This window comes from Sellimonas catena (assembly GCF_027924685.1).
In the GTDB taxonomy this organism is placed as follows: domain Bacteria; phylum Bacillota; class Clostridia; order Lachnospirales; family Lachnospiraceae; genus Sellimonas; species Sellimonas catena.
In genome coordinates, this window is the sequence record NZ_BSBO01000004.1 from 124,508 (window position 1) to 137,527 (window position 13,020).

The 13,020-nt window shown below is 48.0% G+C and carries 10 protein-coding genes; 2 read left to right on the top strand and 8 right to left on the bottom strand.

Annotated elements, in window-relative coordinates; genetic code table 11:
- The first annotated feature begins 10 nt into the window (after positions 1-10).
- Complete coding sequence (locus Selli1_RS03275) at positions 11-829, top strand: class I SAM-dependent methyltransferase (protein WP_087169052.1); 819 nt, start codon at positions 11-13, stop codon at positions 827-829.
- An 87-nt stretch (positions 830-916) separates the two neighbouring features.
- Here Selli1_RS03275 and Selli1_RS03280 read toward each other — a convergent pair whose 3' ends face one another.
- The 4 genes from Selli1_RS03280 to Selli1_RS03295 all read right to left on the bottom strand — a co-directional run bounded on the left by Selli1_RS03280 (position 917) and on the right by Selli1_RS03295 (position 5,638).
- Positions 917-1,471, bottom strand: coding sequence for a peptidylprolyl isomerase (locus Selli1_RS03280; protein WP_087169051.1), 555 nt, complete (start codon positions 1,469-1,471; stop codon positions 917-919).
- 2 nt (positions 1,472-1,473) lie between these two features.
- The gene (locus Selli1_RS03285) at positions 1,474-2,841 is read right to left on the bottom strand and encodes an NCS1 family transporter (RefSeq protein ID WP_087169050.1); all 1,368 of its coding nucleotides are present in this window, start codon (positions 2,839-2,841) and stop codon (positions 1,474-1,476) included.
- 28 nt (positions 2,842-2,869) lie between these two features.
- Positions 2,870-4,243: an allantoinase AllB gene (gene allB / locus Selli1_RS03290; protein WP_087169049.1), complete on the bottom strand. Its 1,374-nt coding sequence runs from the start codon at positions 4,241-4,243 to the stop codon at positions 2,870-2,872.
- A 147-nt stretch (positions 4,244-4,390) separates the two neighbouring features.
- Positions 4,391-5,638 (bottom strand): dicarboxylate/amino acid:cation symporter, encoded by a 1,248-nt coding sequence (locus Selli1_RS03295; RefSeq protein WP_087169048.1) that lies wholly within the window; start codon positions 5,636-5,638, stop codon positions 4,391-4,393.
- Between the two features lie 223 nt (positions 5,639-5,861).
- Between Selli1_RS03295 and Selli1_RS03300 the strand changes: the two genes are divergently transcribed.
- Positions 5,862-6,725, top strand: a complete 864-nt coding sequence (locus Selli1_RS03300; protein ID WP_140398863.1) for an oxamate carbamoyltransferase subunit AllH family protein — start codon at positions 5,862-5,864, stop codon at positions 6,723-6,725.
- Here the strand turns inward: Selli1_RS03300 and Selli1_RS03305 are convergent.
- The 4 genes from Selli1_RS03305 to Selli1_RS03320 all read right to left on the bottom strand — a co-directional run bounded on the left by Selli1_RS03305 (position 6,692) and on the right by Selli1_RS03320 (position 12,906).
- A complete protein-coding gene (locus Selli1_RS03305; RefSeq protein WP_281872289.1) occupies positions 6,692-7,936 on the bottom strand; it encodes a (S)-ureidoglycine--glyoxylate transaminase in 1,245 nt (414 codons plus the stop codon). The genes Selli1_RS03300 and Selli1_RS03305 overlap by 34 nt on opposite strands.
- A 56-nt stretch (positions 7,937-7,992) precedes the next feature.
- Entirely contained in the window at positions 7,993-9,237 is a 1,245-nt protein-coding gene (locus tag Selli1_RS03310; RefSeq protein ID WP_191436791.1) for an aspartate aminotransferase family protein, read from the bottom strand.
- Positions 9,238-9,458: 221 nt separating this feature from the next.
- Positions 9,459-12,512, bottom strand: coding sequence for a beta-galactosidase, LacZ type (lacZ, locus tag Selli1_RS03315; RefSeq protein ID WP_191436794.1), 3,054 nt, complete (start codon positions 12,510-12,512; stop codon positions 9,459-9,461).
- Positions 12,513-12,726: 214 nt separating this feature from the next.
- Positions 12,727-12,906 (bottom strand): hypothetical protein, encoded by a 180-nt coding sequence (locus Selli1_RS03320; RefSeq protein WP_281872291.1) that lies wholly within the window; start codon positions 12,904-12,906, stop codon positions 12,727-12,729.
- Between the last annotated feature and the right edge of the window lie 114 nt (positions 12,907-13,020).

Below are 13,020 nucleotides of genomic sequence, written 5' to 3' on the forward strand. Positions count from 1 at the left end.
AGGGGCTTTTATGACTGATTTTAAAAAAATACAGGAGTATTATAGCGTATTTAACGAAGATGAACGATTAACCACTGATTACAGCGGAAAACTGGAATATGACATGACCATGAGAAAACTGAAAAAATACCTCCCTGAATCCGCAGCAATATTGGACTTAGGCGGTGCCGCAGGAGCTTATACATTTCCCCTGGCATCTCTTGGATACCAAATGTATCTGGCCGATCTATCAGAAACACTAATTGACAAAGCAAAAGAAAAAGTAGATGCTTTGAACGAAAAAAATGTAATTTCCTGCAATGTCGTAAACGCAATAGATTTAAATATTTATGAAGACAATCAATTTGACGTAGTTTTATTGTTTGGCCCTCTATACCATCTGTTAGAAGAAAGCGAACGGCAAAAATGTATCAGCGAAGTGTCTCGGGTTCTGAAAAATGGCGGTTTGGTTTTTGCGAGCTTTATTCCTTATCTTTCCGGAAGTATCGCAATTGTAGACAGATATTGCCGACATCCAGAACAGGTAAACAAAACCAATTTGCGTGAGGTATTCCATTCAGGTAAATTTACCAACATGGATCAGAACGGATTTCAGGAAGGCTATTATCCTTCCTCTGATCAAATCGAACAATTATTTGCAAAGCATCATTTTACGAAAATTTCTATTTCATCTATACGCGGCTTTGGTTACGAAAAAGAGGAACAGTTATATCATATCCCTGACAGGGGAATGTTTGATGAAATCCTTCACCTCATAGAAGAAACTTCGGAAATTAAGGAAATTATTGAAACCTGCGGGCATGCCATGTATATTGGTTCTAAAAACTAAATTTTCACGATCGAAACAGTTAAAAAGACACCCCGGTGTTTTGCTTTGGGGTGTCTTTCCATAACAAATAGTTTCTCTTTTCCATTCTTAATCTTCCGGTACGCCAGGCACAATCCGCTCCGGCTCGGTGTAATTCCAATCCCCTGGATCTACGCGAATCCGTGTCGTATAGACTGGTTCCAGCGGCGGGTTATACTTTCCCGGTGTCTCGTCCGTCGGACGATATCCTAGTTCTTCCACCACTTCCTGTCCTTCCACTACTTTTCCGAAGGCTGCATATTTTCCATCCAGCCGTTCCGCCGGGCGGTGCATGATAAACCACTGTGTCGCCGCACTGTCAAAATGTGATCCTCGGGCCATGGAAATCACGCCTGTCTCATGTTTCAGTGGATTATGAAATCCATTTTCTTCAAACTCTCCCTTGATAGAGAACTCATCATTCGGCTGATGGCAGGTTCCTGTCAAAGAGCCTCCCTGCAGCACAAATTCTTTCACGATGCGGTGAATCTTCCGCCCGTCATACCGTCCGCTGTTTGCAAGCTGAATAAAATTATTTACTGTATTTGGCGCTATGTCAGGATACAGTTCCAGAACAATCTTGCGCCCGTCATCCAGTTCCATTGTCGCCATTGGATTTTTCATTTCTATTCCCTTTCAAAAATCGTTCCCTTGCAGAACGGTGCCGCACTCTTCATCTTCTTCATCAGGAAGTAATATACAACTCCCGTCGGGATGAGGCTGACATACCATGAAAGCTCCACAATCAGCAGGGAGCAGAGGGAACCGACGATAATGGCGATGATCGCCGCCCAGTTCACACCCTTAAATGATCCCTGTTTATCGTACATCATATTGATGTCAAGCTTCTGTCTTCTCAGAATGAAGTAATCTACTGCCATTACCGCGAAGATCGGTCCTAGGAACGCGGAGTAGAACTGTGTGAACAGATTCAGTCCTGCTGCGGATTCATCGGTTACCAGCTTCCATGGCATACAACAGATGGAAAGGACACCGACAATGACGGTGGAAAGTTTCCATTTTACGTGGAACGCTTCCATCAGCACGTAAGCCGGAGGCACGATGTTGTTCAGCACGTTTGTCGTCACCTGTGCAAATGCGATGAAAAGCAGGGTAACGACAGTGAGGAATTTGCTTCCCATTGTTGTAGAGAATACTACAACCGGGTCACTGTTTCCGGTTGCCGCTGTAACAAGCAGTCCGATCAGCCCCATGAAAAGAGTAACCGGAAGAATTGCGATCGTATAGATCGATCCTGTTTTGACCGGCCCTACATTTTCCTTTACGTTACGGGAATAGTCGGATGCATTGATAATCATCGTGGAATAAATACCAAGGAATGATGTGGTGGCTGCCCAGAACGGCATTCCCCATGTCCCCTTGATTCCGGAAAATACATCATCAATCTCCGTAGAAAACTGTGTCCGTACCACGTACAGCATATAAATCAGGATGGCAATGATGAAGATACAGGAAATATTCTCCATCCATTTGATTCCCTCAAATCCTTTGATTGCCAGTGCCACCTGAAGAATCGTAAACAGGACGTAGACAACCGGAAGATTGTCAAACCCAAAGAGGATGTCCAGACAGCTGTTGATGGCTCCTGCTCCGACCCAGCTCTGAAATCCGAACCAGATGATCGCCGGGATTCCTCGTAAAAGTCCCGGCACCTTGATTCCTGTCGTACCAAAACTGCTCCGAAGCTGTACCGTAAACGGAATTCCGTATTTATGCCCACACTGTCCGATCACGACAAGGGCAACCGCGATAACCAGACATCCGATCACCATGGCAAGTATGGCCTGTGTCACGGTCAGGGCTCCGATCAGTCCTGCACCCATGGAAAAGGTACCGATCGATACACAGCCGCCCATGAAGCTTGCCGCATAGGATACCGGATCCATAATTCTCTTTTTCGTCGGCTGCAAATCCGGATCTACGTTTTTCGCCAGTTCCGGGTTCAGATTTTTGTTGTCAACAATATTACTCATAATTTTTCCTTTCCTTCCTGCGGGCTGATCAGGATAATCTTCTGACCAGCATGCCTGCTCCTTTTTCTCCTGTTACTTTTCCATCTTCCGCAGCCACTTTTCCGCGAAGGATTGTACACACCGGAAGTCCCTTTCCTTTCATTCCGACAAAAGCAGAAATCTTATTTACATAGAGAAGGGAATCCGCCGTAATCTCCCACTCTTTTTCCGGATCGACAATCAGAAGATCCGCATCAAACCCGATCCGGATATCTCCCTTTTTCCCGTAGATACCGAACGCTTTGGCCGGGCGCACTGACATGGCATCTGCCAGAACACTTGGAGAAAGATTTCTCTTTACGCATCCCTCATAAAACGCCGTCTGGAAACCGCTCTGGATTCCGCTGATACCGCCCCAGACATCAAACACATTTTCAATCTTCTTTCCGAGAATCTCATTGTATTTCTCATCGTAGGAGCACGGAGAATGATCACTTGCAATTCCGCTGAATGTGCCGTCTTCCACATAGGACCAGAGACGGTCTACTTCCTCCTGGGAGCGAAGCGGCGGAGCACATTTAAAGAGCGGTCCGTTTTCAAGGACATCCTTATCCGTCATGCTCAGATAATGGGAACAGGTCTCAGCAGTGATATCATAGCCTTCCTGCTGTGCCTCCTTGATCTTCTGGGCTACATCCGGGCTGCTGACATGACAGATATGCGCTTTACATCCGGTTGCTTTTGCAATCTCAATAATATCCACCATCGCAAGCATCTCTGCGATCACCGGACGGGAGTCCAGAAATCCCTGCCAGTCAAGCCGGCCTTCCCGGATCATCCGCTGCTCCTGCCACTTGATGGTGGAGAAATCTTCACAGTGAAAACCTGCCCTGCCTCCGAACTTTTGAATTCTCTGCATGGCCTCATACGCCTGTCCATAATTCAGAGAACTGTAATCCGGAGATACCGGACCGATGAAGGATTTGAAAGCGACGCACCCTTTCTCATGAAGTCCTTCCAGATCATCAAAGTTGTCCGGAATCAGGCCGCCCCAGAAGCAGTAGTCCACATAAGCGTTCAGATCCACCGCCTCCACTTTCCTGTCAAAAAGCTCCGCCGTCGTCATGGCCGGTTCATTCTGAAGGGGCATATCAATAATTGTCGTGTAACCTCCGACTGCCGCTGCCGCCGTACCGTGCGCGTAATCTTCTCTCCATTCATATCCAGGATCGTTTAAATGCGCATGGGTATCGATCGCACCCGGGAACACATATTTCCCGCCTGCATCGATCACCTTTTCGGCTTCAGGCTCCTCTCCCGGACTTAAAATCGCGGCAATCTTCCCGTCTTTTACGGCAATGTTTCCGTCTTCCACAGAATCTGCCGTCACGATTTTTCCGTTTTTCACCAATAATTCGTACATCTCTCTCCTCCTTCTCTTCCTTTCACTTCTTTTCACGTTGTTACTATAGATTTTACCAGTTCGGCTCTCCGAATTCAACAAAAGAAAAGGTGCGCAGACCCGGCTGTTTTCCGAATCCGCACACCTCTTTGTGCTTTTTACTATGTATTAATATTTTACAGTCTTTTTGCCGTTGTAAACGTCGTAATCAAATTCACCGATCTTGCATGCAACAAGCATTGCAACCATAACGTCTACGTCTACGTTCATCAGTGTACGGAACATTCCTGCGAACCAGTCGATACCGATCAGTACTGCGATACTGTCCATCGGCAGTCCCAGTGAGGATGCCAGGAATGTATATACAATTACAGATCCGCCCGGAACGGAGATTGTTCCCAGACACATCAGGCAGGAAAGAAGAATCGCCATACCCATCTGATATGCACTTAACTCAACTCCTGTAGCCTGTGCCATAAAGAAGATCGCAACCACGTAACACTGAGCCGCACCACAGCTGTTCATAGACATGGTGATCGGTCCTGTGAAGTCTGCAACCTTACGGCTGACACCGAATTTTTCCACTGCATCTTCCATCTTCGTCGGAAGACAGATTGCACCGGATGTCGTTGTGATCGCCATCATAGACATCTTGGCAAATTTTTTCGGCATCTTAAACAGGTTGACCTTGCACAGAGCCGCGGTAAGCGGTCCAAATACGAGGAACTGAATCGCGTCGCCGACAAGGAGAATTCCGAGGAATTTAAGCATCGGCTTAATTACGTCCAATCCTGTCTTTCCTGCAACGTCTGCCAGCAGACAGAAGATACCGATCGGAGCAACTTTCATGACAATCTTGATGATATTGGTGATAACCGTATTCACGCCAATTACCAGATCTGCAATATTTCTGTTTCCGGTCTGCTTTGTGTACTGTCCCATCGCAACACCAAAGAACAGGGCGAATACGATACACGGTACCATGGAACCTTCTGCCATCGCCTGAATAATATTCGTCGGTACAAAATTTGTAAGCGTGTCCTGTAAAGATGTGGACTCAACCGCTGCTGCCGCAACTTCCTCCGCAGAAGATAAATCCGCTCCAAGTCCCGGCTTAACCAGCATCGCCAGCGCGGCGCCCAGTCCAGCTGAGAAAATCGTAAACACGATAATCCATTTGAATGTATGGAAGCCCATCTTTCCTACATCCCGTCCGTCTCCTCCACCGACAGCGCCGGCCACAGCGGACATAACCAGAAGCACTACTGACATCTGAATCAGACGTAAAAAGATATCGCCGATAAATTTCAGATTAGATGCCCACGGTCCTACAATCGTTCCAAAGGCAAGACCGCCGACTGTAGCAATCAGGATCTGCGTTGTCAATGAAATTGAGAATTTTTTCTTTTTCTCCATCCATCTTTCCTTCCTTTCTCAAAACTTGGTTACTGCCTAACCAGATGATATATTGTAATTCTATCGGATAAAGTGTCAAGTTACAATGTAGAAAAGAAGTAAAAAAAAACTTCTTTTTTATCCACCTTGTATAATTTACCCGTTATATTTGCCATTTTCTCGTCTTTTTGCTAAAATTTTACCTGATATAGAAACAATATTCCGCGTAAGAGAGGGTTTATATATGAAATACCACATTACGGAGACGGCATCTTTTGCTGCCGGTATACTCAGTCAATATTCCACCGGAACGGTTCATTCTGTATACCGGAAAACAATCAATCTGCACCTTGGTCCGGCGCTCGTTGCCCTGCAGGCAGCCTCCTCTCCCTTATCCCCGGTCAGCCTGATCACAGATCTGCAGGCTCCGGAAATGGAAGCACTGTCTATCCAGCCGGAAGATCCGGTATCCACAGACGGCCAAAGCATTACGATCCATTCCCACGGCACCCGGATCATTTTCAATCTGTCCGACGCCCTGGTTTTTGACTCGTTTCTCCCGGATCAGGCTGTTCCGGTTGATACTTCCGCCGTAAAAGAGGCTATCTGTCTGTCCGGCTCCGGCGGCTTTTCCGAGCTTTTTTCTCCGGAACCGCAAAAGGATTCTTCTGATTTTGGGAAAGAGGCTTTTCTTGCCGTTGCCGGAAAACGCCTCGAAGATGCCAGGCATCTGGCCGCTTCTTCCTGTTATGAGGAATCTTCCACCTCGCTTGCCGGTCTGATCGGCCTTGGCATCGGCCTGACTCCGTCGGGAGACGATTTTCTCTGCGGTTTCCTTGCGGGCCTGCGCTTTGCCGGACAGTGGGAGCACCCTTTTGCCCGGCTTCTCCGGAAAGAAATTTCACAGCATCTTGGCGATACGAACGATATCAGCCGGACGTTTCTTTCCTGCGCTCTCCAGGGGCATTTCAGCCGTCCGGTAAAAGAGCTTCCCTGCCCGGATTCCCGCAAGATCCTTTCCTCATTTTCTCAGATCGGCCACTCCTCCGGGATCGACACACTCTGCGGAATTTTCTATGCTTCCTGTTTCTTTGCGGCGTTCTCGTAAACGTCCATCGCTGCGTTCACAGCTTCGCCTGTAGATACTTTGACGCCGTTTCTCTTCATGACTGCTTCCAGTGCGCCAAGAAGAATCAGGATGTTTCTCTTCTGGCTTGAGTAGCCCATGTTTCCGATTCGCAGGATCTTTCCGTCCAGCGGTCCGAAAGAAGTTGCAATCTCGATTCCGAATTCATTTAACATCATGCCGCGGATCGCTTTTCCGTCAACTCCTTCCGGAATATTGATCGCTGTCACAACCGGCATTTTGTGTTCCAGATCTCCGAAGATGGTAAGGCCCATCGCCTGTAATCCGGCTGTCAGTGCCCGGTCATTTAATTGATGTCTTGCAAACCGTGCTTCGAGCGTTTCCTCCACGATACAGCGGAGCGCTTCATGCACCGCATACTGCATGCTGGTTGCCTCTGTATGGTGGTTAAGCCGGCGCGGGCTCCAGTAATCTTCCAGCTGTCCAAGGTCCAGATAGTTGCTTGGGATTCCGGCAAGTTGCCCCGCCACATCATCCGCCGTACGGATTCCTTTCTCCACACGTTTTCTCGCTTTGACAATCTGCTCGATCTGCTCATTATAAGTGATCAGCGCAGAACCTGATGGAGCGGAAATACATTTCTGTGTTCCGGAGATGCAGGCAGATAATTTCCAGTCGTCAACCTTCACTTCTGTTCCTCCCAGAGTTGCCACCGCATCTACAATCAGAAGAACTCCATAGCGTTCACAGATTTCCCCGATTTCTTTCAACGGCTGCATCATGGATGTGGAAGTTTCCCCGTGGATGCAGGCTACTGCCTTGTAGCTGTCCTTTTTCAGTGCGTCTTCTACTTCCTGCGGGTCAAATACGGTTCCCCATTCTTTTTCCAGAAGTGTGATATCCGCTCCGCAGCGCTCCAGAATCTCCGCAAGCAGATATCCGAAACGGCCAAATGCAGGGATCAGCACTTTGTCTCCCGGACAGATGGCTCCGGTAAGAACTGTCTCAAGTCCTCCTCTGGATGTGGTATCCACAAGATATGTCTGACGGTTTTTCGTCTGGAACACGTAGCGTTCCATCTCCATCGTCTCATTCATCAGTTCGGTAAACTCCGGATCAAACTGTCCCAGAATATGTGCACTCATCGCGCGCAACACACGCGGATCCGCTTCTACCGGTCCCGGTGTCATCAGTGTGCGTGGTGATGGATTGATTTCTTTAAATTTTCTCATGTTTCTTAACTCCTTTTCCTACTTAACATACCCTTCTTTTTGAATTCCTGCTTTTATTATGCAGTCCGGAAATTCTCGGACTGATAGGAAAGCACTGCCGCATGGACGGCTTTTTTCATAATATCAATCGCCTGATCTACATGCTCTTTCTTTAAGATCAGCGGCGGGATCATCCGGTTGGTGCTCTCGCCAATCGCGGTGATCAGAAGGCGTCTCTTCATACATTCTGCCTTGACTTCATGTGCTATCGGAATATCGAATTCACATCCTGTCAGAAGTCCTCTTCCGCGGACTTCCTTGACATGCGGAAGTTCTTTCATCCGCTTCATGAAATACTCTCCCATGATTTTTGCGTTTTCGCTTAAATTCTGATCCAGAATTTCTGAAATTGATGCAAGCGCCGCCGCACATGCCACCGGATGTCCTCCGTAAGTGGAGCCGTGTGATCCGGATGTCATGACTTTTGCAAGCTCTTTTGACATGCAGCATGCGCCGATCGGCATTCCGCCTCCCATTGCTTTTGCCATGGTGACCGCATCCGGCTTCACGCCATATCCCATAAACGCCATGATGTCTCCGGTTCTGCCCCATCCGGTCTGTACCTCGTCAAAGAGCAGAAGCATGCCTCTCTCGTCACAGAGCTTTCTCAGGCCTTCAATAAATTCCTGACTGGCCGGATGCACTCCGCCTTCGCCCTGTACCGGCTCAATCATAATCGCGATCGTATTTTCGGTACATTTACTCTTAAAGTCTTCCAGATTATTAAATTCTGCATAGGAAAATCCCGGGAGTACCGGCTTATATCCCAACTGGCATCCATTGTCCGGCTGGCCTGTCGCGGAAAGCGCGCCGTAAGTCCGGCCGTGGAAACCGTTTTTGGCAGTTACGATATGATAATGTTCCGGTCCGAATTTCTCTGTTCCGTATTTTCTAGCCATTTTGATCATGCATTCATTTGCTTCCGTTCCGGAATTCTGATAGAAGATTTTGTCCATGCCGATGGTATCACAGATTTTCTTTGCAAGCAAGGCCTGCGGAACCGTATATGGATAATTAAACGTGTGAATGATATCATCTGTCTGTTCGTGGATTGCCTCCACAACCTTCGGGTTACGGTTTCCTGCGCTGTTTACTGCCACACCGCCGTAAAAGTCCAGATAGGCATTTCCCTTTTCGTCATACAGATACATACCTTCTGCCCGTTCTGCGATAAATGGATACCGTTCATATGTTTCCACCATATATTTGCTCACGATTTTTTTCAGTTTCTCGGCTGTCAGCCCTGCATCTTTCAATCTCATACCAATCTTCTTCCTTTCTGCTTCCTTTTCATTTCGCCGCGCTGTCCGGAGGACTTATTATTCTATAAGAAAGTCCGGAAAACTTTCCCGCAGAATAAAAAAATGGTGCCAGATCTTCTTTCGATCTGACACCATTGTCACGCGATATGGATAGTTTACCCCGTTTTCTCCGGTATGTCAAATATTTTTTCCGAAATTTTCTTCTTTGGGAAAATTTTGTATCAGCCAAGGAGGCGCACATAAAATGTAAATGTCCGCGCTTCTTCACCTTTGACAATGTACGGCTCATGGGCCCATGCGCCCCAGCTGTTATCTCCGCCCACTCCGGTCTGCATGTCCAGAATACGAAGCACCGAAGCGTATGCCGCCGGAAGTTCATATGCATGTTCCGCCGACTCAATTTCATGACAAGTATATGGAAGAACCGAAAATTCAAATGTTCCGTCCGATTCAATCCGGATACCGCTACCTTCCTGATCGGTCAGCTCCATCCATCTGGTCTCCACATGATTGCCGCATTCCTGCGGTCTGACATACGGCGTCATTCCATCTGCTGCCGTAGCACGGAAGACACCTGTTTTTCCTCCGCATTTCCGGTCACAGTATGTCTCCTCCGGCCCGACTCCGTACCAGGTAATCTGGTCAAATTCCTTCGGAAGTTTCCAGGACATTCCAAAGCACGGCATTGCCGGCGTATCCGGGAATCCGTCATAAGTCTCGCATACCTTCATGGTACCCTGTCCGTCCACCTGAATGGATACCTTGCAGGTCACACCGGAGAACAGAAGATATTCCGTCTCAACTGTCACAAAACCAGATTCCTTTCTGATATCCACCTTCTTCACCTGCGGATACAGGGATGCAAGCTTCCACGGCGCACATTTTTCTGCCATATGGTATCCGGCATCATTGTCTGTCGGCGCGCGCCAGAACTCCGGTTTCAACGTATGGATGCCATCATACACAAGCTCTTTTTTCCCGATCTTGCAGGCCACAAGTTTTCCGGTCACCTTATCAAATGTCAGGCGAAAACCTGTTCCCACAATCGAAAGAGAAAAATCTCCTTCAACCACTTCCGGCTCTGTCCCGCAGCCAAATTCCGGCTCTGTCTTTTCCACCGTCTCCACCGACTGTCCAAAGCAGAATTCCTCCCCTGCCTCTGCGTAAGAAGTCGCTTCTTTGTACAGAAGTCTTGCTGTCCGGACATACTCTCCTGCTTCTTCCGGAAGAGCAAGATCACACGGCACCTTTACCTCTTCCCCCGGATTTACCACAACATCACTCGTTCCTCTGCGCAGAATCCGGCCTTCCTTTTCCAGTGTCCAGCAAAGCTTCCAGGATTCTGATGTTTCAAACAGCTGTCTGCTTCTGATAACAATTCCGTCTGCTTCCGGAATCAGCTCATACGGCTGATACAGGTATCTTACTTCCTGCATTTTCGGAGAAAGCGTACGGTCTGCGAAAATCACGCCGTCAGCACAGAACGCATAATTGGACGGCCGGTCACCGAAATCTCCTCCGTACGCAAGGAACTGCTTTCCGTCCGGTCCAGTCTTATACAGTGCCTGATCAATATAGTCCCAGATAAAACCGCCGCAGTACTGCGGATATTTATCCAGAAGCTTTGTATATTCATCCAGGTTTCCGGTGGAATTTCCCATAGAGTGCGCATACTCGCACAGCACATACGGTTTCTTCGGATTATTTTTCAAGTATGCCTCCGCTTTTTCCGGCGAAGCGTACATATGGCTTTCCAGATCCGTTGTGTCCGCCCACTCCGGCGTATGGCACACATTTTCATAATGTACCGGCCGGCTCTTGTCACGGTTTCGGAAATACATACTCATATCATACAGATTTTTTCCTGCCCAGGATTCATTTCCGATGCTCCAGCAGAAAATGCAGGCATGATTTTTATCCCGCTCCAGCATCGCCTCCGCACGGCTTAATACCGCCTCGCGCCACTGCGGGAAATCTCCCGGCAGGGTATGCTCAAACTTCATAGTATGCCAGGTTCCGTGTGTTTCCAGATTCGCCTCATCCATCACATAAATACCGAACCGGTCGCAAAGATCATACCAGGCACTCTGGTTCGGATAATGGCTCGTCCGCACGGCATTAAAATGATTTTTCTTAAAGAACCGGATATCCCATTCCATCTCTTCCATGCCAATCGCTCTACCCTTCGATGGCGAAAACTCATGCCGGTTGACACCGTTTAACCGCAGACGCTTTCCATTAAAAAGAAGGACTGCATCCCGGATTTCCACCTTCCGAAAACCAATCAGATACGGAACCGCTTCACAGACATTTCCATCCTTATCCCTGACCGTCAGAATCAGCCGGTACAGATACGGAAGTTCAGCACTCCAAAGCTTTGCACTCGGTACATCAAGGGAAATCTCTGCCTTTCCGTTCCGGATCTTTTCACATCCCGACAGAATTTCCTTTTCATCCATTTCATGCAGCTTTTCCATCCGGATTTCCCCGTCCAGCAGACACCAGCACACTTCCCCTTCTTCTGAAAGACTTCCGTCCAGTGTCAGCCTGATATTGGCGCTTGCATCGGTATACGTTTCATCAAGGTCCGTCTCCACATCCAGATCCCGGATATGCAGATCCGGCACAGCTGTCAGCGCCACCTCACGGATGATTCCTCCCATCCGCCAGAAGTCCTGATCCTCAAGCCAGCAGCCGGAAGAGAACCGGTATACCTCCATGGCAAGTTTATTCTCCCCTTCTTTGAGCAGATCCGTAATTTCAAATACCGCCGGAGTATAGCTGTCCTCGCTGTATCCCACGTATGTTCCATTGATCCAGAAGTGAAATGCCGTCTCCACTCCTTCAAAGTGAATCTGAATCCGTTTTCCCTTCATCTGCGCCGGTACCGTAAATGTTGTCACATAGCAGCCGGTCGGATTTTCCTTTTCCGGAACTTCATGCGGCTTTACTGCCTCGATCCCGTCCCACGGGTAGTCCGTATCCCGGTAAAGCGGCGCTCCGTACCCGCAAAGCTCCATCTGAGCCGGTACCGGAATCGTATCCCATCCTTCGCAGGAAAAAGTTTTCTTTTCAAATCCTTCCGGTACACTGTCAGGATTCAGTGCATAAAAAAATCTCCACCGCCCGTTCAGGCTGTGGCGCCAGGTCATTTCCTCTTCCCGAAGCGCTTCTGTCTCGGTCTCATACCATTTGTGATCCGATACCGGATCCATCCGGTTTTCCTGAAAAAACTCCGGATCAGCCAGGTGTCTTTTGATCTTTTCTCGCTTCATAGTTCCTCCATGTTCATTTTATTTTTCCGTAATCCTCTTATTATATTTTACCGCCTGTAACCAGTATAAAATCAGGTTTTTCTTTTTGCAATACGGCTTCCGGAAAATCCATGTTTTTATTCCGGCATTTCATTGCGCAGGGTGGTGAAAAAAGAGCCGGATTCCCGCCATCAGGCAGAAACCAGCTCCCTTTCCTATCCAGATACTTTCTTCTTTATAATGCATTCATGTTGGATGCGCTTACAATCTGTTCCCAGCGGTTGAAGGAATAGATTCTGTCTTCCTCCGGCCAAAAGCATACCCTCTTTTCTTCCAGTTCTTCAAGCGGCTGCTCTGGATTGGAAAGCCAGGCAGAAATCCGTTTTGCGGCAGATTCCAGACTGTCGAGCGACACTTTCTGGTAGCCACAAACAGCATTTTATAATCGCCAACTTTTCCAGAAAAAAAGCACAATCGCATCTCAACGACACGGTCATGCCTCTTTTCCTGCATTCTTTCAGCTCAGTGC

What these genes read in the sequence shown, in the direction of transcription:
- Selli1_RS03275 (WP_087169052.1), top strand. Translation starts at nt 11, where the DNA reads ATGACTGATTTTAAAAAAATACAGGAGTATTATAGCGTATTTAACGAA.
- Selli1_RS03280 (WP_087169051.1), bottom strand. Translation starts at nt 1,471, where the DNA reads ATGAAAAATCCAATGGCGACAATGGAACTGGATGACGGGCGCAAGATT.
- Selli1_RS03285 (WP_087169050.1), bottom strand. Translation starts at nt 2,841, where the DNA reads ATGAGTAATATTGTTGACAACAAAAATCTGAACCCGGAACTGGCGAAA.
- allB (WP_087169049.1), bottom strand. Translation starts at nt 4,243, where the DNA reads ATGTACGAATTATTGGTGAAAAACGGAAAAATCGTGACGGCAGATTCT.
- Selli1_RS03295 (WP_087169048.1), bottom strand. Translation starts at nt 5,638, where the DNA reads ATGGAGAAAAAGAAAAAATTCTCAATTTCATTGACAACGCAGATCCTG.
- Selli1_RS03300 (WP_140398863.1), top strand. Translation starts at nt 5,862, where the DNA reads ATGAAATACCACATTACGGAGACGGCATCTTTTGCTGCCGGTATACTC.
- Selli1_RS03305 (WP_281872289.1), bottom strand. Translation starts at nt 7,936, where the DNA reads ATGAGAAAATTTAAAGAAATCAATCCATCACCACGCACACTGATGACA.
- Selli1_RS03310 (WP_191436791.1), bottom strand. Translation starts at nt 9,237, where the DNA reads ATGAGATTGAAAGATGCAGGGCTGACAGCCGAGAAACTGAAAAAAATC.
- lacZ (WP_191436794.1), bottom strand. Translation starts at nt 12,512, where the DNA reads ATGAAGCGAGAAAAGATCAAAAGACACCTGGCTGATCCGGAGTTTTTT.